General features: G+C 60.7%; 22 protein-coding genes. All 22 read right to left on the bottom strand.

The features are described from left to right. Nucleotides 1-14: 14 nt before the first annotated feature. Entirely contained in the window at nt 15-1,277 is a 1,263-nt protein-coding gene (locus tag CXP40_RS14265; RefSeq protein WP_157831689.1) for a polysaccharide pyruvyl transferase family protein, read from the bottom strand. A gap of 65 nt (nt 1,278-1,342) precedes the next feature. Next, entirely contained in the window at nt 1,343-2,428 is a 1,086-nt protein-coding gene (locus tag CXP40_RS14260; RefSeq protein WP_256579448.1) for an FkbM family methyltransferase, read from the bottom strand. Nucleotides 2,429-2,454: 26 nt separating this feature from the next. After that, nucleotides 2,455-3,762: an FkbM family methyltransferase gene (locus CXP40_RS14255; RefSeq protein ID WP_106734285.1), complete on the bottom strand. Its 1,308-nt coding sequence runs from the start codon at nt 3,760-3,762 to the stop codon at nt 2,455-2,457. After that, a complete protein-coding gene (locus tag CXP40_RS14250) occupies nt 3,759-5,564 on the bottom strand; it encodes a thiamine pyrophosphate-binding protein (protein WP_256579447.1) in 1,806 nt (601 codons plus the stop codon). The genes CXP40_RS14255 and CXP40_RS14250 overlap by 4 nt, the downstream gene beginning before the upstream one ends. A gap of 25 nt (nt 5,565-5,589) precedes the next feature. Then, entirely contained in the window at nt 5,590-7,488 is a 1,899-nt protein-coding gene (locus tag CXP40_RS14245; protein ID WP_106734284.1) for an N-acetylneuraminate synthase family protein, read from the bottom strand. Continuing rightward, nucleotides 7,485-8,849, bottom strand: a complete 1,365-nt coding sequence (locus tag CXP40_RS14240) for a CBS domain-containing protein (protein WP_106734283.1) — start codon at nt 8,847-8,849, stop codon at nt 7,485-7,487. The genes CXP40_RS14245 and CXP40_RS14240 overlap by 4 nt, the downstream gene beginning before the upstream one ends. Continuing rightward, complete coding sequence (locus tag CXP40_RS14235) at nt 8,846-9,538, bottom strand: sugar phosphate nucleotidyltransferase (protein WP_106734282.1); 693 nt, start codon at nt 9,536-9,538, stop codon at nt 8,846-8,848. The genes CXP40_RS14240 and CXP40_RS14235 overlap by 4 nt, the downstream gene beginning before the upstream one ends. Further along, nucleotides 9,538-10,860, bottom strand: coding sequence for a lipopolysaccharide biosynthesis protein RfbH (gene rfbH / locus CXP40_RS14230; protein ID WP_106734281.1), 1,323 nt, complete (start codon nt 10,858-10,860; stop codon nt 9,538-9,540). The genes CXP40_RS14235 and rfbH overlap by 1 nt, the downstream gene beginning before the upstream one ends. Beyond that, entirely contained in the window at nt 10,853-11,920 is a 1,068-nt protein-coding gene (gene rfbG, locus CXP40_RS14225) for a CDP-glucose 4,6-dehydratase (protein WP_106734280.1), read from the bottom strand. The genes rfbH and rfbG overlap by 8 nt, the downstream gene beginning before the upstream one ends. Next, nucleotides 11,911-12,681: a glucose-1-phosphate cytidylyltransferase gene (rfbF, locus tag CXP40_RS14220; protein WP_106734279.1), complete on the bottom strand. Its 771-nt coding sequence runs from the start codon at nt 12,679-12,681 to the stop codon at nt 11,911-11,913. The genes rfbG and rfbF overlap by 10 nt, the downstream gene beginning before the upstream one ends. Before the next feature lie 194 nt (nt 12,682-12,875). Next, entirely contained in the window at nt 12,876-14,564 is a 1,689-nt protein-coding gene (locus tag CXP40_RS14215) for a flagellar hook-associated protein 3 (protein WP_106734278.1), read from the bottom strand. 68 nt (nt 14,565-14,632) lie between these two features. Next, nucleotides 14,633-16,678: a flagellar hook-associated protein FlgK gene (flgK, locus tag CXP40_RS14210; protein ID WP_106734277.1), complete on the bottom strand. Its 2,046-nt coding sequence runs from the start codon at nt 16,676-16,678 to the stop codon at nt 14,633-14,635. Nucleotides 16,679-16,687: 9 nt separating this feature from the next. Next, complete coding sequence (flgJ, locus tag CXP40_RS14205) at nt 16,688-17,872, bottom strand: flagellar assembly peptidoglycan hydrolase FlgJ (protein ID WP_106734276.1); 1,185 nt, start codon at nt 17,870-17,872, stop codon at nt 16,688-16,690. Between the two features lie 14 nt (nt 17,873-17,886). After that, the gene (locus CXP40_RS14200; protein ID WP_037002928.1) at nt 17,887-18,966 is read right to left on the bottom strand and encodes a flagellar basal body P-ring protein FlgI; all 1,080 of its coding nucleotides are present in this window, start codon (nt 18,964-18,966) and stop codon (nt 17,887-17,889) included. Nucleotides 18,967-19,222: 256 nt separating this feature from the next. After that, complete coding sequence (gene flgH / locus CXP40_RS14195) at nt 19,223-19,945, bottom strand: flagellar basal body L-ring protein FlgH (RefSeq protein ID WP_074916121.1); 723 nt, start codon at nt 19,943-19,945, stop codon at nt 19,223-19,225. A gap of 38 nt (nt 19,946-19,983) precedes the next feature. Continuing rightward, nucleotides 19,984-20,769, bottom strand: coding sequence for a flagellar basal-body rod protein FlgG (gene flgG, locus CXP40_RS14190; RefSeq protein WP_072425711.1), 786 nt, complete (start codon nt 20,767-20,769; stop codon nt 19,984-19,986). Nucleotides 20,770-20,815: 46 nt separating this feature from the next. Further along, nucleotides 20,816-21,556 carry a flagellar basal body rod protein FlgF gene (locus CXP40_RS14185; RefSeq protein WP_106734275.1) on the bottom strand — a complete coding sequence of 247 codons (741 nt, stop codon included), beginning with the start codon at nt 21,554-21,556 and terminating at the stop codon, nt 20,816-20,818. 210 nt (nt 21,557-21,766) lie between these two features. Beyond that, nucleotides 21,767-23,137: a flagellar hook protein FlgE gene (flgE, locus tag CXP40_RS14180; protein WP_106734274.1), complete on the bottom strand. Its 1,371-nt coding sequence runs from the start codon at nt 23,135-23,137 to the stop codon at nt 21,767-21,769. Between the two features lie 36 nt (nt 23,138-23,173). Further along, nucleotides 23,174-23,839 carry a flagellar hook assembly protein FlgD gene (flgD, locus tag CXP40_RS14175; RefSeq protein ID WP_106734273.1) on the bottom strand — a complete coding sequence of 222 codons (666 nt, stop codon included), beginning with the start codon at nt 23,837-23,839 and terminating at the stop codon, nt 23,174-23,176. A 21-nt stretch (nt 23,840-23,860) separates the two neighbouring features. Further along, nucleotides 23,861-24,304, bottom strand: coding sequence for a flagellar basal body rod protein FlgC (flgC, locus tag CXP40_RS14170; RefSeq protein ID WP_074856816.1), 444 nt, complete (start codon nt 24,302-24,304; stop codon nt 23,861-23,863). Between the two features lie 11 nt (nt 24,305-24,315). Further along, complete coding sequence (gene flgB, locus CXP40_RS14165) at nt 24,316-24,723, bottom strand: flagellar basal body rod protein FlgB (protein WP_106734272.1); 408 nt, start codon at nt 24,721-24,723, stop codon at nt 24,316-24,318. 363 nt (nt 24,724-25,086) lie between these two features. Continuing rightward, nucleotides 25,087-25,914: a protein-glutamate O-methyltransferase CheR gene (gene cheR / locus CXP40_RS14160; protein WP_106734271.1), complete on the bottom strand. Its 828-nt coding sequence runs from the start codon at nt 25,912-25,914 to the stop codon at nt 25,087-25,089. Nucleotides 25,915-25,938: the final 24 nt, after the last annotated feature.

Here is a 25,938-nt window from a genome sequence, read left to right as displayed (position 1 = left end):
CCCTGCGGGAGTATTCATTGCCGTTGGCCAATGAAACGAGCAAGTTGACTCTTGAAATCTTCACTCGCCCCATGGCGAGTGTTGACCACATGGGAGACTAGGAACATATAGTCTTTCCCCTCCTCCCGCCCAAGCTCGAGGAGCTTGCGACGAGCCTCTTCACGCCCAGAATAGGTACAAATGAAAAGGAAGTCGTAATCCAGCTCTGCAAGGCTGTCAGGGTGGCGGATATCCAGACCAAAGAACCCACCCGTTTCAAAGCCGTCGACTATCGCCACCATCCGGTAGTCCGGGTATGTCTCCTGAATCAGAAGGTGCGCCAAGGTTCCGCCAGCCCCTGCTCCCCAAATCGCATAACGCAAGCTCTTGCGTTGCAGGGAAGCCATACCCACGGCCAGTTGACCTGCGAGTCGATTGTTGTAGGGAGCCCTCTCCCGCTCTTCAAAGAAGGAACTGAGCTCATAGAGCGCCTCCCGGGAGCGAACCAGAGCCTGAAGCTGCTCGGCGAATATGCCAAACATCTGCTCCTTGAGCGCCTCCAAGTCCAATGATTGAGGCTGCCAGTTAATATCGGCGAAAGTTTCCCGAGTATGGATTTTGGCAAACTTATCGAGCCAGCTCAGATTAATATCGACATTATCTTTGACCAGAATGACCGGGATACCCAAAGCCATACAGGGCGCCGCGCAATGCAGGCGACTGGTAACCACCAGTGCCGCCTCTTCGGCATACCTATTGAGGATGAAGCGCGCATATTCACGGGTGGCCTTGAACACATCACGACCGGAGAACTGCTGATCCAACTCAACCTCATGAGCGAGGTATTCCACATCCCCCATAAGAGCTTCAGGAATATGAGTTTCCAGCCCTTCCGGCACATCCACGAGAAAGACCCGACGGGCATTGGCAGGGGGCCTTCGACGCGGCAATGTAAGGGTAAGACAGCCGCTGAGATAGGCCTCGATGCCGGCGCCGCGCATAACCCTCAGGGTATACTCATCCCGGCAGCCGATGGGTTCATAGGGTTTGAGATGAGGATGGTTGGCAGCGATCTTGCCGCTGACATAATTGAACCCGATGTACAACGGAATGATATAGGGTGACAGCGGAAATATCTCGTCCTTGCTGCCGAACATGTTCATCGGCAGGATCACATAGTGACTATCGTAGGTACGAAGCTCATGGTAGCCAACTCGAACAATGTCACCCTCTTCTATCCCAAGCCTCAGGTACAGTTGCTCGATCGCCAGCGACTGCATATCGTTGCCGATATTCACGTAGTACTTGTTCACAGTCCCATAGGTAGCGGCACTACCGTATGAGTAGTCGATAATTCCATACTTCACGATACACCACCCCCGCTCCGCTCCCCTGCGATGGCATAGAGCACTGTCTCGAAAGTGCTGCGCGCATGGCTCCGCAGATAGAAGCGATAGCCCAGCTCCAACCCCTGCAGATACTCATGAATGCTCCATAGGTCTTCTGCCCGGTGGTAAACACTGATCGCCAGGCAAGGCCGGTAGCGCCGCAGTAGTTTTTCCGCACCTCGCAGGGCCGCCAGCTCCTCGCCCTCAATGTCCATCTTGATCAAGTTGGGGGCAAACCCCGGCAAAGCATCATCCAGACGCACGCAGAACACCGGCTCGCCGCCGCTATCCAGCAGGTGCCCATCGGTGCCCGAAACAGGGTCGAAACCGCTCAGGCGATTACTGTCGGAAACGCCGCAGGGAAAGTGGATCCCAACCATATTTCTCAGGTTGCCCACCAGTTGCCCGTAGCTGTCCAAGCCCGGCTCAAACGTAGCCAAGGCCTCAAAGAGGTAGCCGGCGGCATGCAACGTCTGCACCGTATCGCCCGTATAAGCGCCACAGTCGATCAGCCGTAGAGGAGCCGGCCAGGATGGAATATCCGCGGGAAAGTATTGTTGAGGAGTCGGTTCTGGCAGGTACCAGTGCCCCGCACCAGTGCGGAAGGAAACGATATGATCCAGCAGTTCCCGGCTGCCCTCGTCAGCCAGATCGGCCCTGACAGCAGCCAGACGCTCGGCATTGACTTCATAGAAACGTGGATCCACCAGCCAATAACGAAACGGCTGGCCTTCGGGAAAAAGCCGGACAAAATCAACCAGGCTGAGAATCTGGCTGTAACCCAGATCTCGCAGATGCTCCACCAAAGCGGCCTGATCCACATAGGAATTGAACAGGCCAATGATCACCCGAACACTCTGCGGGTCATGGTGTTGGGCCCAGTGCTCAGCAGTGAATACCGAGATGCCATTAACCGACGGCAACTTGGCTGCATCACGATCAAGAAAGGCCGTCACCTCAATGTTCTGAGCTTCCAAATAGCGCTGAACGGAACAACCCGCCAGGCGTGCGCCATAGATAAGCAGTGGCGCCGAACGCAGCATATCGACGGATTCAGTCATGTTGTTCCCCGTGGCTCCAGGCCCCATCAGTAGAAATACAAAGTGGCGTCCGCAAGAAAGTCCGCGTACTGCCTGATGGCGATTCGGTAGTCAGGACGGATGGCCAGCACTTCATCGATCAGTCGCCAGTAATCGTCGGCGCGATGATAGGCACAAACCGCTAGTGTCGGCCGATCACGTCGGATGGTGGCACGCGCCCCGCGCAATGCGCGGGCTTCCATACCTTCGATATCCAACTTGAACAACCCAACCTTAGCATCTGAAGGCAACAACCTATCCAAGGGTACGCCCTGGACATAGGAGGGCACCCCAGCCGAGATAGGCCCATCTAATTCTCCGATCGCATCGAAGGACAGCTCTGCCTGATAGCGTGCCCGCGAGGCCACTTCATCCAGCCCCATATTGAACAGCCAGACGTTTTCTCGCTCAGCGAAATGACTCAGGGCCTGGTAATAGGCTGGCAATTCCGGCTCAAACAGCCAGGCCTGCTCCACAGATCCAAAATGACGCTCCAAGCGCCGCAACGTATCTCCGTCGAAAGAGCCTGCATCGACAAAGCGTCTGGCTTGCTGCGGGCTCACGAAGTCACGATCGAAATACTCCTCATCATGGGGGGAACGAATTCCCTCAGCCAGTTCGATGGATAGTCGCGTACGCATACCGACCAGGCCATCGAACACTTGGCGTGAACGCTCGTCGTCCAGTCGCAAGAACGCAGAAATAAAACGGTAGACGTCTTGCCGAGGAGCCAGAACGAACTGACCGAAGTCCTCTTCGGCGCAATGGGGCAGCCCTAGTGCATAACGGAATTCATGCATGTTGATGCAACACGCAGTAGACATTTCCCGTAGCTGCTTCTGGATGGCATTGCCGTGACGGCCACTCGCGACTATGACCCCCGCGCCATTGAGCGCCACAGTGGAAGGATGACGAACTTGGAGACCATCGATGACCTGACCATCCTTGGCACGGTCATTGTCCAGGAACCCGAGTACGGTAATCCCCGCGGCCCGAGCCTGACGAGCGATGCGCGTGCCTACCTTGTAGGCACCGAACACATAAACCCCCTGACTCAGCCAACTACGGATCTGCAACCGCCGCTGAAAGGCATAATTCAAACACTCCTCGCCCAGCAGAGCCCGCAGATGGGAATACTCCTCTAAACGGGCAAGCACTTCCAAGCGCTCCGGCCGATCAATCAGAACGAAGTCCCGAGCCTCCTCAAGCGGTGCATCCGACCAGCGCACAGGCAGCACACAACCACGCCCCAGATCCAGGGTGCAGTTGCCACTAAGCCGTAATTCGGCAGTCGCCGATACCCAGTCCAGACTCATACTTGCAAAATTCTGGAGGCAGTCATCTGCTCGGCCAACTCTTCGCGAGGCAGGAAGGGATACAAATCCTCAAGAGCGCCCGTTACCGGCTTGCCATTCTCATCAATGCGAGTCATCACCCGTGGCACCCGCGGCTCTTCGACCTGCACCAGCACCTCGCAGATCACCGGACCATCGCGTTCCAGCACCGCCTGTAGATGTGCCTGCAGATCGGCGTGCGAATCGATGCGCGCATATCCCACGCCATAGGCACCGGCCAGCTGCGCCAGATCCGGCAACTGCAGGCCGCTAGAGGCATCGGCCCCGACCAGCAGCTTGAAGTGCGTGTTTTGCGACGTACGAATCGAAGCATAGCCCTGGTTATTGATGACGAAGCATTTGACCGGCAGCCGCTGCGCAGCAAGCGTCGCCAACTCCTGAACGTTCAACTGCAGACCACCGTCACCCTCGACACACACGGTCGGCCGACGCCCGGATGCCAGGCACGCACCAATCGCCGATGGAATTCCGAACCCCATCGAACCAGTGCCGCGATTGTGGAAGCAACGCTGGCCCTTTTTCAGCCGCAGGTTGAGCAGGAACAACTCAGAGGCGAAACCCGAGCTACCTGGCGCGATCACATCACCTTCATTGAGCAGTGAGGACAGCTGATCGGTGAAGTAGTACATGCTCACACCCTGACTGTCGTCGGCATGCTCGGCTTGCAGCAGCGGGTATTGCTTGCGCCACCCAGCGATACGCACCAGCCAGTCGGCGTAAGACGGCAGCCGATCACGGGATATCTGCGCAGCCAGTGCTTCGATGAAAGGTTTGACGTCGGAGACCACCGACACCTCGATAGGCATCTGCAACTTGGCGATTTCCGCCGGGTCGATATCCACCACGATCTTTTTCGCGTACGGGGCGAAGTGTGCATGGTTGTATGCGGTCAGCGCCATGTCCAGACGCGAGCCGAGGACGATGAGCAGGTCACAGTTCTGCAGAGCGAAGTTGGCCCAGCGCGGGGCGATCGAGCCAGGACGACCACCGTACAGCGGATGTTCGTCCTCGATGATATCCATGGCCAGCCAAGTCGGCATGACCGCTACGCCAGCGACGTCGATCAACTGGTTGAACGCCTCGACCGCCCCGGCCATGCGAATCCCGCTACCGGCAATGATGCCCGGACGCTTGGCCTCGCGCAGCAGTGCCACAGTCTGCTCCACAGCACTGCTGATGTCGGGTTGCTCGGTCGCCACAGGTGCTTGCGCCCGGCGCAATGTGGAAGGATCAACCTGCGCAGCCTGCACATCCAGCGGCACGTCCAGCCATACAGGACCACGGCGCCCGCTGAGCGCAGCGTGCTCGAGCTGGTCGAAGACCTCTGCAACCGCTTGAGGATCGGTCAGGGTAATGGCTGCCTTGGTGATCGGCTCGACGATCGAAACAATATCGGCCTCTTGCACTCCCAACATGCGCAGCCCGGTGCCGACTTTGAGATCGGCGCTCTTGACCTGGCCGGAAACGAAGAACACCGGCGTGGAGTCCAGCCAGGCACCAAGCACCGCGGTCACTGTATTAGTCGCACCGGGACCACAGGTGGTCATGCAGGCGGCGGGGCCACCGGTAAGTTTGCCCGCAGCCTCTGCGGCAATGGCAGCCGCCTGCTCATGCAGGCATAACACAGGTTCCAAATCAGGATGACGCCCCAAAGCGTCATTGAGATGCATGGCACCTCCGCCCGGCAAGAAATAGACCTGCCCAACGCCCAACTGCGCCAGGCGTTCCATGATGTAATCCGCTACACGGATAGTCTGAGTCACGTTCAATACCTCTCGAAACCGGCGCTCAAGTGAGCCGGGTAAGAAATTGCAGCGCAGACCAAAACCCTGCGCCATGATCCTTGTGCCCCTGCCAGACCTCGGGAATGAAGCTGACCTGCGGGTGCTGGCGAATCTGCGCCCAGGTGGCTGGCCAGTCGATGTCGCCGGTGCCCATCAACACGCCTTCACCGTTGATGCCCTTGGCATCGGCGACGTGCAGGTGCGCCGAATGCGGCAGCAACAGCGCCAGTGCCTGTTGGAAATCGAGGCCGAAGTGGAAGCAGGTCATCTGCAGGTGCGACAGATCCAGGCACAGGCGCAGATCATGCTCGCGTGCCTGGGCGGCCAGCTCCTCGGGCATCATGAAGATGTTCTGGTGACGCTGACCACCGAAGTGCCAGGGGAACGGCGCCATGTTCTGCGGAATCAGTTCGGTGCCGGCGAAGTCCACCTGGCGGCAGGCCTCGTGGAAGCGCTCGTAGAGTTCCGGGCGCATCGCCAGCGGGCGCGGCTCATCGGCGGAGAAACCACCGATATTGGCGACGATCAGCCGCGCATCGGCACTGGGGAAAAACTCGCCGATTTGCAGGGTGGCATCCACCACGCGCTGCAGATTGTCGATGGAGCGCTGGCGATAGGTCGGGTCGTCCGAGGCCAGATCCAGCAGTTCGCTGTTCTCGAACAGCTCCGGCGCGTGCACCACCAGCCGCGAACAGTCGACCTCGGCGAGAAACGGCTGCGGCTTGAGGCTGAGATCACGGTAGGACAGATGGAACTCGAACAGGTCCGGGCTGATCCGTCGGCGGTAGTCGAGGAAGTCGTGATAGCGCACCGGCACGCCCCAGCGAATCGGCAGGTCGAACGCCAGACGCTGCTCTTGGGCCTGCTCGCTCAGGTCACTGTCGAAGAGGAAATCGCCCAGCGCAATATCTCGCCCGGCCGGTTTACCCAGCAGTTCCGGCAAACGGTACGGCGGCAAACCCTGGCCAGGGCTGGCGATACGCAGCATCGACGCATCCATGACGGTGCCACGAGCGATATCGCATGCGGCGATCACGCTCTTGCCGAGGTTCTCGCGGTTGAGCAGTTCGCCCTGGCTGGCATGGCGACCCGGGCCTTGCCAGGGCAAGGCCCGCTCCAGTTGGCGGATGCCGTCAACAAGCTGGCGGAACTCGCCCGGCTCCAGACTGGCCAGATGATCCGGCCCCTCCATGCCCCGATCCAGGGTGATGTGCCGTTCCACCAGCTTGGCGCCCAGCGCCACAGCACCGAGGGTAATGGCGATGCCACGCTCGTGACCGGAATAGCCGATCAGGCCATGCAGCCCCTGCAGGCGACGCAAATAACCGAGCTGGATATCAGTCTCGGGCGCCGGATAGGCGCTGTTGCAATGCAGCAGCGCGAACGGCGTGCCAAGCGTCTTGAGCTGCTCGATGGCACGCACGATCTCATGTTCGAAAGACATGCCGGTGGACAGGATAAGCGGCTTGCCCAAGCTGGCCGCCTTGGCGATCAGGTAAGGGTTGCACAGATCCGCCGAGGCGATCTTCAGCGCCGCCACATCGAAGCTGTCCAGCGCGTCAACGCTGGGTTCGTCCCAGGGGGTGCAGAGGTAGGTGATGCCTTTCTGCGCGCAATAGGCCCGCAACTCACGATGTTCTTCGAGGCTGAGTTCCATCTTATCCAGCAGGTCCTGAATGTACTCGACGCCCAGATCCTCGGCGCGCGAGCCATCGGCTTTGCGCCGGTAAAGCGCCTCGCGATTGCGCAACTGGAACTTGACGCAATCGGCACCGGCTTCGATGGCGGCATCGACCAGTTGCCGAGCCAGCGCCAGCGAACCGTTGTGGTTATTGCCGACTTCGGCGATGACGTAGACACGCTCGCCGCCAACCGGGAAGCCGTCGATATGAAATGAGGTCATTGGATTTTCGTTCGCCATGAGGTCACGCCGCTCGATTCAAAGCGGAAGTTCTGGGTCTGACAGCCCAGTGCGCCTACGGCGTTGGCCACGCGTTGGCGATGCTGGGGCTGGACGTAAAACAGGAAGAAGCCGCCGCCGCCAGCGCCCAGCAGCTTGCCGCCGCAGGCGCCGGCAGCCAGGGCGGCTGAATAGATGTCGTCGAGTCGGCCATCGCTGATGGCTGAGGAGAAACGCTTCTTCAACTGCCAGGCTTCGTCCAGGCAGGTGCCGAAAGCCTTCAGCTCACCACGGATGAGGAAGTGGTGCATGCGCCGACACAGCGTGACGCTGGCGCTGAGTAGTTCGGTTTGCGACAGCTCGGCCTCGATCTCCTCACGCTGCAGTTCGTGCAGACGCCCGGAGTCATGGGAGATGCCGGTGTCGCACAGCACCAGGCAGGACTCCAGCTCGTTGCGGATACCGTCCTCCAACCGAATGGGGTGGACGAGGTTGCGCTGATTCTCGAACTCGATCAGGTTGAAGCCGCCGAAGGCCGAGGCATACTGATCCTGCCAGCCACCGGCGATACCGAAGCACAGGCGCTCGGCCTGGAACGCCAACTCAGCAATCTCGTAAGTATTCCAGCGATCCTGGCGCAGCTCGTTGAACACCGCGATGGTCGCGGTGGTGGCCGCCGATGAGCCCCCCAGGCCAGAGCCAACGGGAAAGTCCGAACGCAGGTAGAGGTCAAAGCCATACTTGGGCTTGATCACTGCAACGATGGTGGCCAGCAGGCTCTTCTCCGGCGCGATCAGCAACTCGGCCAGGGAGCTGTAGTGCTCTTCGCGACCAAGATCCTCGGCGTAGATGCTGATGCGCCCATCATCACGCGGGATAAGCGTGGCATGGGCATACAGACCGACGGTGCAACTGAGTACGGCCGCCGAGTGATCGATGAAGAAATAGGTGAGGTCTGCGCCACCACCACAGAAACTCATGCGCACGGGGGCACGGGCACGGGCCAGCACGGGCACCTCGGCGCTGGCAGCCATCTGCCGGGTGTACACCTCCACCAGGCGGCCCTGCTCATCCAGGCCTGGTAAAGCGATGTACCCCAGGTCGAAGGTCTTGAGCAGATCCTCACGCGGCGCGCCAATAAGCACAGAACGAAATTCCTCATTCATGCAGGCGGTCACCGGCTCGTCCGTCTTGCCACCCTGCAGCAAGTGGCGGCGCACGTCGCCGTTGGTCACCACGCCCAGAAGGCGCATGCTCTCGTCAACCACGAAAGCGATCTGCAGAGCGCCAGCCTCGATGCACTCGACGGCATCAAGGATGCTCTGCTGCTGTCCGATGCTGAGGGTTTGCACGAGCAGGCTCATTGTGATGGTTCCATCCGAAAGTCATTGGCATATCGGTCAAGCGACTCCGGCGTGCCGATATCGATAAAGCGCCCGCTGTACTCGAGGGCGCTCACAGGCTCACGGGCCAGCAACTCGGGCAGCAACTCCTGCTCCATCGAGCACGCACGCACGGGGCTGCCTGCGAAGGTGCCGCTGGTGAAAGCGTAGACGCCCGCGTTGATCAGACCTGGCCCTTCTCGCCCTTTCTCCAGCAGCGCACGCAACTGACCACCGGCATCGACCTCAAGACTGCCGTAACGGCTGCGGTCATCCACCTGTACTCCCAACAGCGCGTTGCCCTGTCCTTGCGCCATCAGCGCGTAGCCTTCGGCATCGACAAAGGTGTCTGCATTGAGCACCAGATACCGCCCCTGTGGCGGTTGCTCACGCAGCGCATTGAGCAGGGCACCGCCCGTGCCCATCGGGCTGTGTTCGACCACCAGCATAAGTTGCAGTCCGGCATCCTGCGCCAGAGCCGCCAGTTGTTCAGCGACCTGCTCGGCGCGGTAGTGCGCGCAAAGTACGGCTTCACTGATGCCTGCCCTCGCCAATTGACGCAGCACGCGTGCCAGGAAAGGCTCGCCATGCACCGGCACCAGCGCTTTCTGCGTGTCCGTCACGCTGCGCAGACGCGTGCCGAAGCCACCGCAGAGCACGTAGGCGCGCATCAGCGCAGCCTCCGTACATAGGTTTCCAGGTGGCGCGCGGCGTGCTCCAGGTGATCCTCGGACAGCCCCGGCCAAAGCCCGATCCAGAAGGTGTCACGCATCGCCTTGTCGGTCATCGTCAGCTCACCGCACACGCGGTACTCCTGGCCCTGCATGTAAGGCTGGCGCGTCAGGTTGCCGGCAAACAGCAGACGCGTACCCACGCGCTGCTCATCCAGATAACGCAGCAGCCCGACACGCTCGATGCCACAACCATCGCGCAGGGTCAGCGGGAAGCCGAACCACGACGGATCACTGCCGGGCGTCGCCTGCGGCAGGATCAACTGCTCAACGCAGCCGGCCAGGCGCTCGCTGAGCCAGGCAAAATTACGCTTGCGCGCAGCGATGAAGCCCTCGAGACGATCCATCTGCGCCAACGCGCAGGCGGCCTGCATATCAGTGATCTTCAGGTTGTAGCCCAGATGCGAGTAGGTGTACTTGTGGTCGTAGCCTTCCGGCAGGTCACCCAGCTGCCAGCAGAAGCGCTTGCCGCAGGTATTGTCCTCGCCAGGTGCGCAATAGCAGTCACGGCCCCAGTCGCGGAACGACTCGACGATACGTTTGAGCAGCGGAGAGTCGGTGAACACCGCCCCGCCCTCGCCCATGGTGATGTGGTGCGCGGGGTAGAAACTCAACGTGCCGAGATCGCCAAAGCTGCCCACCTGTCGGCCTTCGTAGGTCGAGCCGAGGGCGTCGCAGCAATCCTCGATCAGCCACAGGCCGTGGCGATCACAGAGCTCACGAATGATCTTGAGGTTGAACGGATTACCCAACGTGTGGGCCAGCATGATCGCCTTGGTGCGTGGCCCGATGGCCGCCTCGACCAATGCCGGATCGATGTTGTAGGTGCCCAGCTCGATATCGACGAATACCGGCACCGCGCCGAACTGCAGAATGGGGTTGACCGTGGTCGGAAAACCGGCGGCTACGCCGATTACTTCGTCACCCTTGCGAATCGCACGGTCGCCCAGACGCGGGGAGGTCAAGGCAGAAAAGGCCAGCAAATTGGCCGAGGAGCCGGAGTTGGTGGTCAGCACGCAGCGGCGCCCCAGATAGCGCGCCAGGCGCTTCTCGAAGGCCTGGTTGAAGCGGCCGGTGGTCAACCAGCCGTCAAGCACCGCCTCGGTCATGTTCTGTAGCTCACCGGCTCCGATCACCTTGCCTGAGGGCGGCACGGCATCACGGCCCGCCTCGAAGGCGGCAGGTGCCAGTTGCAGCGCGGCATAACGCTCCACCAGCTCGGCAATCTGCCGACGCAGCGCTTGCGCCGTCTGTTCACTCATGGGTTTCGCCTTGATAGGCCGCGATCTGCGCGCGGCTGAATGTCTGCATGTCCTCGCCGGCTTGCCAGGCCTGGTGCCAGTCGAGGGTTCGTTCGATGGCCTGCTGCAAGCTCCAGCGGGGACGCCAGTTCAGACGAACACGTGCCTGGCTGGAGTCCAGCGCGAGCAGGCCCGCTTCGTGCGGTTGTCCACTCGCCTCGACCGTCCAGCGCGCCTCACCAGGCCAGCGCTGGGCGAGCCGCTCGACCAGCTCGCCGACGCTGACCAGCCCCTCGTTGTCCGGGCCGAAATTCCAGGCCGAGGCCATAGCCTCGCCCTGCTCGACCAGCGCCTGAGCCAGGCGAAGATAGCCGTGCAGCGGTTCGAGTACGTGCTGCCAGGGACGCACGGCTTGCGGGTAACGCAGCGTCAATGATTGCCCAGCCTGCCAGGCACGCAGAATATCGGGCAGCAGACGGTCAACCGACCAGTCCCCGCCACCAATCACGTTGCCGGCCCGCGCCGTGGCCAGCGCGATGCCGGACTCACGCAGGAACGACTCACGCCAGGACGCACACAACAGCTCTACGCAGGCCTTGCTGCTGCTGTAAGGGTCATGTCCACCGAGGGTGTCATTTTCGCGGTAGGGCCAGATCCATTCGCGGTTTTCGTAGCATTTGTCGCTGGTGACGACCAGCACCGCGCGCACGCTGTCGCAGTGGCGCAGCGCTTCCAGCAGATTGATCGTGCCCATGACGTTGATGGCATAGGTTTCGGCAGGCGCACGGTAGGACTCACGCACCAGTGGCTGGGCAGCCAGGTGCAGGACGACCTCCGGGCGAAAAGCTGCGACAGCCTCGGCAACGCGCTGCGCGTCTCGGATGTCAGCCAGGGTGCCTGGCACACGCTCGGCCAGGCGCGCGACCTGCCAGAGCGACGGTTCAGCAGGCGCCGGCAAGGCATAGCCATAGACCTCGGCGCCCAGCTCCCGCAACCACAGTGCCAGCCAGCCGCCCTTGAAGCCCGTCTGCCCGGTCAGCAGGACTCGACGACCAGCCCAGAACGCCGCACTCACGGCCATACACGCCACTCCGCCTGACCGCTCTTCCAGCGATCTTCAAGCAGCACGCGATCACGCAGGGTGTCCATCGGCTGCCAGAAACCGCGATGCAGATGGCTCATCAACTGCCCGTGCTCGGACAACTGACGCATCGGTTCGAACTCCCAGGTGGAGCCGTCGCCGTCGATGTAATCGAGTACGTCCGGCTCAAGCACGAAGAAGCCGCCATTGATCCAGCCGCCATCGCCCTGAGGTTTTTCCTGAAAGCCCAATACCTGCTGGCCCTGGATATCCAACGCGCCGTAGCGGCCCGGTGGCTGCACGGCTGTTACCGTGGCCAGCTTGCCGTGACTGCGGTGGAAATCGATCAGTTGCGCAATATCGATATCAGCGACGCCGTCACCGTAGGTCAGGCAGAAGGTCTCGTCGCCGAGGTACTCGCGTACGCGCTTGAGGCGCCCGCCCGTAGCAGTGCTCTCGCCCGTATCGACCAGAGTCACGCGCCACGGCTCGGCGTGACGGTTGTGGATATGCATCTGGTTTTCTGCCATGTCGAAGGTCACATCAGACATGTGCAGGAAGTAGTTGGCGAAATACTCCTTGATCACGTAGCCCTTGTAGCCCAGGCAGATCACGAAGTCGTTGATGCCGTAATGGGAGTATATCTTCATGATGTGCCAGATGATCGGCTTGCCACCTATCTCGATCATCGGCTTGGGCCGCAAGTGGGACTCTTCGCTGATACGCGTGCCCAACCCACCGGCCAGAATGACTGTTTTCATAGATTCGCCCAGGTCGTCCGTACTGGCCGACAATTCATTGACCTTACCCTACTCGTATTACCCACCGAGCAAAATACATGCCGCACCATTCGATAGGACGGGCGCACTTACGGCGCGGCGAAAGGTCACGCGATGAATGCCCGCCCGGGGGCGCGAGCGTAACAGCCCCGAGCGGAAGGCGGCTAGGCAGGAAACTAACGTAACTGATTGAAAAGATTCAACCCGGCGATCTTCACGTAGCTCTGCTGCGCCGCCTCGAGAATGATGGTCTGGAACGACAGGCGCGACAATGCCTCGGCGTAATCCAGCTCGCGCAACTCGGCCTGCACCGACTTGTTCACCAGGGTCACGTCCTCGTTGTCGACGCTGGTGGTGTCGATCATATTGAGGCGCGCGCCGATCTCGGTCTGCACTTCCAGCACGTTGCCCATACCGTTGTCGAGGTTCTTCAGGGCGATGGCCACTTCATCGCGCACGCCCAGGTTGCCTGCTGGCGAGGTGGGCGAAGACTCCAACGCCTGGCGCAGGCGAGAGATGGTGTTGAGGATGCTGCGCTGTTCTTGAAACTGTGGCTGCACGCCAAACTCGTCTCCGCCTGCCGCGGCTGCCGGGCCGGACATCGTGAACTCCGCGCCATAGACCGTGAAGGTGGCAGGGTACGGAGCCGTCACGGTTCCGGTGGCAAGCACCGGACTGTTGGGGCCGACCGGCTGGGCGTAAACCTCGTAGTTGGTGTCATCCGTGAAACGCAGCACTACGCCAGAGGTGGGGAACTGGCTGTCGAAAACGGCCTGGTTGACGATGTTGCCCCCAGCCACCACGGCGGCCGAACCGTTGGTAGAGGCACGGGTCACGGCGAACTCGGTCGGCGCGGACTGCAGCGTGAAACTATGGGTGCCGATACCGGGCGAACCGGCGGTGGCAGGCGGCTGGATGTCGGCCAGCAGGTTGTCGAGATCCAGCGCGTTGTCGCCCTCTTTCAAGACGACATCGAGTTGAAAACGCATACCACGGAAGTTGATGACATTGCCGCCATTGACCAGCGGATCGATCTTGCCGCCGCCGGGGATTTCGGAGGTAACATCAGCACCGCTGGCATCGTAAATGCGGAACTCGGTGCCACTAACGAATGCCAGCGAATAGGGCTCGCCGCCGCGGAAATCGGAGTTGAATGCGCGATTGTCCTCGACCAGTCCTGGCGAGATGAACACCCGCTGATCAGCGCTGGGCACTGCGGGAATAGTGGTCGCCGGCAAGGGCGGCGATGGCAGTGCCGGGTTATTGACTCCATTGCCGTTAGCCACACGATTGGCGTTGGTGACATCCTCGAACAGCCGCTTGCCGTTGTCGTTGATCGCCACGTTGGTCGAGCTGGCCACCTGAAGCGTCCGCTGCCCTTCGTCGCCGAAGTACGAGTAGGTGCCATCCGGGTTACGCACGAAAGGCTCGTTCTTGCCCAGGAAACCGGAGAAGAGGTATTCGCCGCGAGCATTGCGGCTGTTCATCAGATTGAGTAGCTCGGCCTCGCGCTCGGCAAGCTCCTTGGCGATGGAGTTGCGGTCCTCCGATGAAAGCGAACCGCCACCGGCCCGCACGGCCAGCTCACGCACACGCTGCAACACAGTATTGACCGAGTTCAGTGTGGTCTCTTCCTGAGTCAGACTGTTCTTTGCGGCTGTCAGGTTGTCGCTGTATTGCTTGAGCACCGCCTGTTGCTGCTCGAGTTGCAGCAGGCGAACCGATGCCACCGGATCATCCGCCGGGGTCAGGATGCGGTTGCCGCTGCTGATCTGCTCCTGGGTGCGAATCAGATTCGAATAATTGCGTCCCAGACCGGAAACGCCGTTATTGAACGCCTGAATGGATGAGATGCGCATAACCATGGGGCTTGCCTCTTGCAACGCCTGTCATCTGTACAGGCCGCGCCTTCCCGAACTCGGGAAAGCGACTATCAGAATGTATTGATCAGAGTATCGAACAGGTTACGCGCAACTTGAATGATCTGCGCGGATGCCTGGTAGTACTGCTCGAACTGGATCAGTTTGGCCGCTTCTTCATCGAGGTTGACCCCGGAAACCGAGTCACGGTTATCGGTGGCCTGCTTGAGAATCGCGCCGGTCGCCTCGCCATCTACACGCGCCTGGCTGGTGAGCGTACCGACCCGCTCCACCAAATCGCCATACGAGTCGGAAAAGCTCGAACCCGTGGTATCGGGCGCCGCCGGATTGACCCCGATCACGGCCTTGTTCTGCAGATTGACCAGGTTCAGCGCGTTACGGTTGTCCGAGACACCATTGGTATTGAACGACACCGAGAAGTTGTCGCCGCCCGACGGTCTGCCGCTGATGGTCACCTGGTAGTCGAATGCAGCGGGAACCGCAGGCGGGTTGGCCGGCACGCTGATGGTCAGCGCGTTGTCCTGGCCTGGCACGATACTGCCGGTGTCGATCACGTTGCCGTTGATGTCGACCACGTCATAGCTCTGCGTCGCACCGCCGCCGGCGCCCATCACGATGCGCAGCGGCGGCGCATTACGCAGGCTGGTCTCCAGATCCGCCTGTGCGGCCGGATCGTAGATGTTGATTTCGGTCAGCAGCTTCGGCTGGGTGATCTTGCCGGTACCGATGTTGGCCGGGCTGGTTTCAGCCTTGAGCGGCGCAGCGAAGGCCAGCTCCTCGGGGTTCTTCATGTCCGCACGAACATCACGACCGGCGTTACGGGTCGGCATCACCAGGAAGCGATCACCGGCCGCGAAGGTGCCACCGGCCACGCCGAGGGAGAAGCCGTCCACTTCGGGTGCAGGCACCGTGGTGATGTCGAAGGTCGCCGGGGTCGGCGGAAACAGCGTGCCATCGGACGTCCGCCGAATCACGTACTCGGTGGCACTGGTGAACTGCACCTCGTAATCGCTGGTGGTCAAGCGCGAGGTGTCGGTGAGCGTGACGTTGAGGTTGGCGTTCGGATCGCTGTTGCCGACCCGCGCCAAGCTGCGCTGACTGAGCAGCGCAGGGTCATTGATCGAACGGAACAGCTCGTTGCCGAACTGGCCATTGAGATCCAGGCCCTGCCCCAATTGCCGGTTGATCTGGTCGGCGACCGACAGTGCCAGGCGCCCCACGGCATTGAGCGAAGTGTCGAGCACGTCCTCGCGGTAGCGCAGCAGGCCGCCCATCTCACCACCGGTGATCAGCGAGGTGACGTTCTGCCGCGAATTGCCGCTGACGAACTGCACCTCGTGCCGCAGCGGATCGGCCTGCCCTGGCACTACTTCGAGCCGGGCGGCCTGCTTGCCGACGACCAGCGGCTGGCCGGAGCCGATGAACAGGTTGTAGCTGCTGTCGTCCTGCGGCACCACGGTCACGCCAACGAACTCGGAAAGCTTGCGCACCGCCTCTTCACGCGCATCGAGCAGGTCGTTCGGCGCCTGCCCATTGGAGGCGGCCACGGCGATCGCATCGTTGTAACCGGCGATCGCGGTGGCCAACTGATTGACCTGATCGGTAACTGCCGACAGCTGCTTGTTGATGAACGCGTTCTGCTCGTTCAGACGGTCGTAAACAGTATTGAAACGCTTGGCCAGCCCTTCCGCTTCCGACAGCGCCAGTTGCCGCGCAGGTACGTTGGCCGGATCTTCGGCCGCGGTCTGCAGGGCCGAGAACAGCTTCTGCAATCCTGGGGTGATGCCGGTGTTACTCCCTGCAAGCAGAGAGTCGAGCTGGTTGATCTGGCTCAGGTACGCCTTGGTGTCGCTGTTCAGCGCCGTGCTGCTGCGCACCTGGGTATTGAGGAACTCGTTGTAGATGCGACGAACATCAGTCAGGGTCGTACCCGAGCCGATATAGCCCGCGCCACTGAACTGCGGCGTACGCGTGGCCTGAATCGTCTCCTGACGGGAGAAGCCAGGCGTATTGACGTTGACGATGTTATGGCCGGTAACAGCCAGCGAAGTCTTGTTCGCCGCCAGGCCCGAAAGGCCTATGTTCAATAGGTCAGCCATGATTCAACCTCAAGTCCTTGTGGTCGCGCTATCGGCAGCGGCGATTGCTTGATAGGTCTGCATCTTGCGGGCGATCTGCGAGATCTTGCGCGCATAGTTCGGGTCGGTGGCGTAACCGGCCTGCTGCAGCTCCTTGACGAAACGCTCCGGGTTCTCGGTGACGTTCAGCGCCTTCTCGTAGCGACCGTTGTTCTGCAAAAAGCTGACGTAATCGTCGAAACTCTGCGCATAGGAGTCATAGGCACGGAAGCTGGCCGCCTCCTTGACCGCCTTGCCACCTTTGTATTCCGTGGTCAGCACGCGGGCCGACTCACCCTCCCAGCTGCCGTGGGACTTGATGCCGAACAGGTTGTGGCTGCTATCACCATCACGGGTGCGGATAATCGACTTGCCCCAACCGGTTTCCAGCGCGGCCTGGGCCACCAGATAACGCGGGTCGACGCCGATCTTCTCGGCAGCTGCTTCAGCCATCGGCAGCATGGTGGCGACGAATTCCTGCGGTGAGCTGAACGCGGCCTTGCCCGGTGCCAGCGGCGGCTGGGCGATACGGCGTCCCGTCAAGGCATCGCTGTTGGCCAGGCTCAGGCCTGCATCCTTGGACGCGGCGCCGGTCTTCGCCGGAATCCAGTCACTGCCGGCCAGGGCCTTGCCCTCGCCTTCTGCGGCCGATGGCACGATACCGGCCAACAGGCGATCTGCAAGTTTGCCCGGCACGGAGAGGCGACGGCGATTGAGCAGCGCCACGTCATCACGGAAGCCTTCGCTGCTGGCGACCTTATCGGCTTTGGCTTCGCTCGACGTAGCAACCGGTTGCTCGATTTGCGCGAAGGGATTGGGACGGCTCGACGGCTGCTTGATCTTCGACATCTGCCGCACCAGCACGTCAGCCAGGCCAATACCACGCCCTTCCTTGGAGAGCGTCACGGCCAACTGCTGGTCGTGCATGTCCTGGTAGGTCTTGCTCTCGTTGCTGTTCATGAAATTGCCCTCGCCGAACGCGGCGTTGGCCGAACGCATGGCCTTGAGCATTTCGTTCATGAACAGCGATTCGAACTCCTGCGCGACCTTGCGGATGTTCTGCTCGGTATCGCCGCCTACCTTGAACTGGTTGAGGCGATTCAGATCGGTGAACGCACCGCTGTCGACCGGGCTTTTGCCGTTGCCGAGCAAACCGGCTGAGAGTCGAGAATCCATAGCGGCAATCCTCCTCAGATCACGATCAGGTCGGCCTGAAGGGCGCCGGCTTGCTTGAGCGCCTCCAGGATGGCCATCAGGTCGGAAGGTGCTGCGCCTACCTGGTTAACGGCACGGACGATCTCGTCCAGGCTGGTACCGGGGCCAAATTTGAACATCGGCTTGGCCTCTTCCTCGGCGCCCACGCGCGAACGCGGCACCACTGCGGTCTGCCCACCGGACAAGGCTTCTGGCTGACTGACAATCGGGTCTTCGGTGATGGTCACGGTCAGGCTGCCGTGCGTCACGGCAGCCGGCTGCACCTTGACGTCCTGGCCGATGACGATGGTGCCGGTACGCGAATTGATGATGACCTTGGCTACTGCCTTGCCGGCCTCAACCTGCAGGTTCTCGAGGATCGACAGATAGTCGACGCGTTGATTCGGGTCGAGCGGCGCGCTGACGCGAATCGAACCGCCATCGATGGCCTGGGCAACGCCAGGGCCGAGCAGGTCGTTGATCTGGTCGACGATGTTCTTCGCCGTGGTGAAATCGGGTCGATTGAGGTTCAGGGTCAGGTAATTGCCCTGATCGAAACCGCTCGGCACCGGACGCTCCACGGTGGCACCACCAGGAATGCGTCCAGCAGACGGCACGTTGACGGTGATGCGCGAGCCATCGGCGCCACTGGCATCGAAGCCGCCGACCACCAGGTTGCCCTGGGCAATGGCGTAGACGTTGCCATCGATGCCCTTGAGCGGCGTCATCAACAGGCTGCCGCCGCGCAGGCTCTTGGCGTTACCGATAGACGAGATAGTGATATCGATGGTCTGCCCCGGTTTCGCGAACGCCGGCAGGTCAGCATGCACCGACACCGCAGCGACGTTCTTCAACTGCACGTTGCCACCTGGCGGCACCTTGATGCCGAACTGCGCCAGCATGTTATTGAAGGTCTGCACGGTGAAAGGCGTCTGGGTGGTCTGGTCGCCACTGCCATTGAGGCCGACCACCAGGCCGTAACCGATCAACTGGTTGCTACGCACACCCTGGATCGACGCCAGATCCTTCAGGCGCTCGGCCTGGGTCGGCAGGCTCAACAGCATGCAGGCAAGCATGGTCGCCAGCAGCAGCCAGTCATTGGCGCCGCGGTGACGATAGCCACGATGAGCGACGGCGAACTGCCGGCGGCATGCGCCAGCCTGTGCCGACTCACTGCCATGAACTCGCGCCCCTCGCTTGGTAGCCGAGGTCACAGCGAAAGCCTTGCGCGCCGAGCCGCTGGCCGTCACTCGCGCGTACCAGTTGGACAGGTGCTCGAGTAACAGGGACGGAGAGTGAGTCAGCCAGGTTTTCATCTACAGTTCCCCGCGATCAGAACGGCCACAGCGGGCTCATGAAGAAACGACTCATCCAGCCGGGCTGGCTGGCGTCGGCGAAGGCGCCCGTACCGGAATAGGTGATGCGCGCATCGGCAACCCGAGTGGAAGACACAGTGTTGTCGGTAGAGATGTCGTCGGCACGCACCAGCCCGGAAATACGCATCAGCTCATCGCCGGTATTGAGGGTCATCCACTTCTCGCCACGCACCGCCAGAATGCCGTTGGGCAGCACTTCAGCGACGGTCACGGTGACCGAGCCGGACAGGCTGTTGCTCTGCCCTGCCTGACCAGAGCCAGTGGCGTCACGCTGGGAGTTCCAGCTCGAATCCAGGCTCAGGTTGTTGTTGGTCATACCCAGCGCGCTGAGGCTGCGCAGCGGGTTGTCCGGCGCGACAGCCATGCCGAACAGGTTGGGCACGCCGAGGGTTCCGCTACTGTCTTTCTGCAGATTGCTGTTGGCGTTCTTGCTGGCCTGGGTGCGCTCGTTCAGCGTGATGGTGATGATGTCACCCACGCGAAATGCCTTGCGATCGTCATACAGGCCATTTTCGAAACCCGCCTGATAGATCGAACCATTGTTCTGTGCAGCCGGAAGTGGCGTACGCGGCAACACCGGCGCGTAATAGGGGTCATCCGGCTTGGCTGTCGGCGCCATGCAGCCGCTGGAGAGCAGCACGCCAGCCAACAGGGGGAAACAAAGAATTTGCCGGTTCATAACCACTACCTCGCGGCGTTCAAAACAGTGTCAAAAAATCAGAGGTTCTGCGTCACGAACGACAGCATCTGATCAGCGGTGGAAATCACCTTGGAGTTCATCTCGTAAGCACGCTGGGTGGTGATCATGTTCACCAACTCCTCCACCACGCTGACGTTGGAGTTTTCCAGGGTGTTCTGCAGCGTGGTGCCCAGGCCATTGAGGCCCGGATTGCCCACCTGCGGAGCGCCACTGGAACCAGTCTCCAGGAACAGGTTGTTACCGATGGCTTCCAGGCCAGCAGGGTTGACGAAGTCCGCCAGCTGGATATTGCCGATGATCTGCGGCTGCGGATTGCCGGTGGTGGTCACCGAGACAGTGCCATCTTCGCCGACAGTGAAGGTGCGCACTTCGTTGGGCAGCACGATTGCAGGCTCCAGGGCAAAGCCCTGAGAGGTGACGATCTGCCCATCGGAGTTGAGGTGAAAGCTGCCATCACGGGTATAGGAAACGGTGCCATCGGGCTGCAGAATCTGGAAGAAACCACGGCCATTGACCGCCATGTCCAGCGGTTGCTCGGTTGTTTGCAGGCTACCGGCGGTGAAGATCTTCTGCGTACCCACCACGCGCACACCAGTGCCGAGCTGCAAACCCGAAGGCAGCTCGCTGTCCTGGCTGGACTGGCCGCCTGGCTGACGACGGATCTGATAGAGCAGATCCTCGAATTCCGCGCGATCACGCTTGAAGCCGGTGGTCGCCACGTTGGCCAGGTTGTTGGAAATGGTGGTCAGGTTCATGTCCTGAGCGGACAAACCGGTCTTGCTGACCCACAGTGCCGGAAGCATATCGATTCTCCTCGGGCGCCGGTTTTACGGCGCCGCGTGCTGGTAATTAGCTAATTTGCAAAACCCGCGCCATGGCCGACGAGTTGTCCTCGGCGGTGCGCATCATCTTCACCGACAGCTCGAACTGGCGGGACAGGGAGAGGATGGCGGTCATCTCTTCAACGGCGTTGACGTTGCTCGCCTCGAGGAAACCCGAAGTCACCTGAACGGTTGCATCGGCCTCTACCTCGGGCTGCCCCTTCACATGGATCAGGCCATCGGTGCCCTTCTCCATGCTTTTCGGATCAGGGTTGACCAGCTTGATGCGATCGACTTCAGCCAACACGTTGGGGTTTTCACCAAGCGCACGAATGCTGATGGTGCCGTCCTGGCCGATTTCCACCTTCTGCTCCGGCGGTACGGCAATCGGCCCGGCATTGCCCATGACCGGCAAACCGTTGCCGGTACGCAGCACGCCCAAGGCATCGATATTCAGACTGGCCGTACGAACGTAGGCCTCGCTGCCATCGGGTGCCTGCACGGCGATCCAGCCCTTGCCGCCAATGGCCACGTCCAGGTCGCGTCCGGTTTCCTGCAACGAGCCTGGACGGAAATCTGTGCCGGGACGCTCGCTCATGGCAAACACGCGCGCCGGATAGGTTTCACCGAACAGCGGCATTGAACGCGCCTGCTCAAAATCGCGACGAAAACCCGACGTGGAAACGTTCGCCAGGTTGTTGGCGTGGGCGCGCAGAGCCAGCGTATTGTTCTGCGCTCCTGTCATGGAGACGTACAGCATCTTGTCCATGGTGATTCTCCGAGTGGGCGACGTGCCCTTGGCTCTTTGCATTGACTACAGCAAGCGCCGTGCCAGGCTCGAAAAATAAATACAAGACACTGATTTAAAAGGAATTTACAGGATTAGCATGAACGCTATAGAAGCGTGGCGGCGAGGTTTTGCCGGCCCTTGAACGGCAAAGCGGCAAGCCAGGCTTGCCGCTTTGCCCCCCTCCGATCATCAACGCAGGTTGATGATGGTCTGGGTGATGGCGCTTTCGGTTTCGATGGTCTTGGCGTTGGCCTGGTAGTTGCGCTGGGCCACGATCAGGTTCACCAATTGATCCGACAGCTCGACGTTGGAATCTTCCAGTGCACCTGCCTGCAGAGCACCCAGCGTACTGCTGCGCGGCGTGCCAATCACCGGCTCGCCGGATTCGAACGACTGCGCCCAGGCCGTCTTGCCCACTGGCGTCAGCCCCTGAACGTTGGCAAAATTCGCCAACAGCACCTGCCCTTGCACCTTGGACTGGCCGTTGGTGTAGCGAGCGAAGATCACCCCGGTGTCGTCGATCTCGATACCCGCCAGCTGACCTGTGGTGTAGCCATCCTGGCTGACAGCGTTGACTCCGAAGGATGCCGCGTACTGGGTCGAACCACGCATGTCGAAGGTGAAGGCCTCACTGTCAGCGCCGTTGGGCACCATGGTTCCAGGGTTGACCGGGTCTTTCTCAGCCGGCACCCAATCGGTATCAGCCAACGCAAAGATGCCATTGGGCGTGCCTACCGGAATGGCCGGCGCATCCAGCGCCGGATTGGCCGGCGTGCTGGCCAGCGGTGTGATGGCCGGCGTAGCCAGCTGACCTGCGGCATCGTAGTTCACCGCATAGCTGTATGGCTGGGTGCTGGTCGGATCACGCGGATTGACCCCATCGACCAGCACATGCATGACCCAACCATTGTTGGCCGGCGCTTCGTTCTTGACGAAGTACTGAGTCATCACGTGGGCATTGCCCTGAGAGTCATAAATATTGGTCGAAGTGGACCAGTTGAAAGACTTCGAGTCACTTGGGTCGAAGGTCGGTGCCGCCATGGTTCCCGCGTTGGCAGGCCGCACAGCATTGGAGTTCAGGTTAAGACGCTGGGTAACACTGGTGGTCGCCTTGGGCTCCTGCTGACCGGCGCTGATACGCAGATCTGCCTGCACCGGCAGGATATTGCCGCTGTCATCGGCCGTATAGCCCTGCAGGCGATAACCGAAGTTGTTGACGATATAGCCATCACGATCGGTGCCGAAGTAACCGGCGCGGGTATAGCCAATCTCACCGTTGTTGCTGGTCACGAAGAAGCCGTTGCCGTTGATGGCCAGATCCAGCGCGTTGTTCGTGTAGTTGACGTTGCCCTGGTTGAACAACTGCGACACGTCTGCCAGCAGTACACCGCTGCCCTGCGCATTCTTGCCGGTACCCAGAACGGAAGCGGCATAGACGTCGGCGAACTCGGCGCGCGACTGCTTGAAACCTGCAGTACCGGCGTTGGCGATGTTGTTGCCGGTGACGTTGAGGTCACTGGTCGCGGCACGCAGGCCACTGAGACCAATATTGAACGACATGGAAGACTCCTTTGCCGGAACTGCCGGCGGCAATAGTTATTGGCCGATGACCTGCACTTGAGAAAGCGGAACGCTGCCCAGGCCGGCGAGGTTGAGCATCAGCTCGCTGCCGCCCAGGGTGACGCTGTCGACGTTGGCCGGCAGCAAGGTGTACAGCCCCTTGGTTTCGCTGCCGTAGGTGGCTTGCGCCTCGAACTTGTAGGTGCCCGGCGGCGCCACGTTGCCGTCGGAATCCTTGCCATCCCAGATGAAACTGACGTTGCCGGCAGCCTGCTCGCCCAAGTTGACGCGCGTCACCAGCGAGCCGGAATTGTCGTAGACGTTGACATACACGTTGCTGCTGCTGACCGGCAAAATGGTGCTGGCTTTGAAACTCTCACTGGTGTCGACCACAGCCTTCTCGCTCGGCACGATCACCTTGCGGCCGACCAGAGAAGACGCCTGCAACGCCTGCGAAGACTGGAAGCTGGACAGCATCGAACCCATGCTGGTGTTGAGTTTCTCGATCCCTTCGACCTGGCTGAATTGCGCCAACTGGGCGATGAACTCACCGTTGCCCTGCGGCTCCAGTGGGTTCTGGTTGTTGAGCTGCGCGACCAGCAAGTTGAGGAACTCGTTCTTGCCGAGGTCGTTGCTCTTCGGTGCGTCCGGTTTGTGCTGATACTGATCCAGTACCGAGCCAGTGCCGCTTACTGTGCTCATCCCTAGTCTCCTCGTCTTGGCTTACTGACCCAGGGTCAGCACGCGCTGCAGCATCTGTTTGGCGGTATTCATCATTTCAACGTTGGTCTGGAAGGCGCGACTGGCGGAAATCATGTCGGCCATTTCCTCAACCACGTTGACGTTCGGGTAGTAGACATAACCGTCGGCATTGGCCATCGGATGATCCGGCTCGTAACGCGGCATCAGGCTGCTCTGGTCCTCGATCACGCCGAGCACCTGGACACCACGACCGGCCTCATCCTGCTCGGCGAACAGCGAACCACGGTCGCCGCCTTGAGCACTCTGAAATACGGTGGCGAACACCGGGTGGCGAGCACGGTAGGTCTGATCCAGACTCGAGGAGACGGTTTCGGCGTTGGCGATGTTGCTGGAAATGGTGTTCAGGCGAGTGCTCTGGGCGCTCATGCCGGTTCCGGCGATGTTGAAAACACTGGCAAGGGACATGGTCGCGCTCCTTATTCGCCGCGCAGGGCTGTGGTCAGCCCTTTGAATTTGCTATTGAGAAAGGTGAAGCTGGCCTGGAACTGCACCGCGTTTTCGGCGTAGTTCGATTGCTCGATCTGCAGGTCGACACTGTTCTGATCCAGCGACGCGTGGAACGGCGTGCGGTACGGCAATTCAGCTTCACCGCTATTGATGCCCTCGGCCGGAATGTGGCGGCTATCGGTGCGATTCAGGGAAACGCCACCACGCTGCATGCGATTGCTCTGCTCAGCCAGGACACTGGCGAAGTCCAGATCACGAGCCTTGTAATTCGGCGTATCGGCGTTGGCGATGTTGTTGGCCAGCACCTCAGCGCGCTGGGCGCGAAAGCCAAGGGCCTGTTCGTGGATGCCGAGTGCCTTGCCGAAGTTGATGCTCATGTTCCGAACCTTTGCCGCTTGGGCCATGTGGTCTCTGTTGCGAGATATTCAGCAAAGGCTGTGCCAACTTATTTAAATCAATAAAATCAATAGCTTAATGCGTGACGAACAGGGAAATAACGGCAAAGCGGCAAGGCTTTACCGCCTATTGGCAAGCGGGCGGCAAAGCCAACCGGACAGATTGCCGCCCACCGAACCCTATGGTGCGCCATGCGCACCGGCTCTTCAGCCCCGCCAGGTCGCTGGTGCGCACAGCGCACCCTACCCAACCGCTCACGTGCAGCCGAACCGTCATCTCCAGCTCTGGAAACGCAAACGGGAGGCCAAAGGCCTCCCGTTGCTGATACCAAACATGCCTTGCGCTTATTTGGCCTTGTAGATGATCCCCGGACTGCACTGCACCATCTGGTACTTCTCCGGCAGGCCATTGAGCGCCTCGGAGGCGCCGAGGAACAGATAACCACCCGGCTTCAACGTGGCATGAATACGCGTCAGGATGTCCTTCTTCACTTCTGCCGAGAAGTAGATCAGCACGTTGCGGCAAAACACGATGTCGAACTTGCCCAATGCCGCGTAGCTATCCAGCAGATTCAGCGGGCGGAACTCGACACGGCTCTTGATCGGCGCCTTGACCTGCCAACGCCCCGGCCCTTTGGGGTCGAAGTAGCGCTGCAGACGCTCCTGCGAAAGGCCACGGCCCATGGCCAGGCTGTCGTACTCGCCGGATTTGCAATTGGTCAGCATCGACGGCGAAAGGTCGGTGGCAACGATCTGCACACCTGCCTTGAGCTGACCGAGGTTGGTGCGCTCGAACTCATCGATGGACATCGACAGCGAGTAAGGCTCCTGGCCGGACGAACAAGCCGCCGACCAGATACGCAGACGCTGGCCCGGGTAAGCCTTGATCAACTCCGGCAGCACGCGATTCTTGAGTACCTCGAAGGGATAGGTGTCACGAAACCACAGAGTCTCGTTGGTGGTCATGGCATCTACGACCTGCTCGCGCAGGCCTCCACGCGGCTGGCTTTGCATACGCTGCACCAGTTCGCCCAGGGTCTTGATGCCGTTCTGTTCCATCAGCTTGTTCAGACGACTGGAGACCAGGTACTGCTTGTTGCTGCCAAGCAGAATACCGCAGGCCTTTTCCAGGAAGGTCCGGAACTGCTCGAAATCCAAATTACCTGAAGACACTAGTGCCGCCTCTGCAACCATAAC

The organism is Pseudomonas sp. YY-1 (assembly GCF_002843095.1).
GTDB classification, from domain to species: domain Bacteria; phylum Pseudomonadota; class Gammaproteobacteria; order Pseudomonadales; family Pseudomonadaceae; genus Aquipseudomonas; species Aquipseudomonas sediminis_A.
This window is presented reverse-complemented; position numbering and strand designations above follow the sequence as displayed.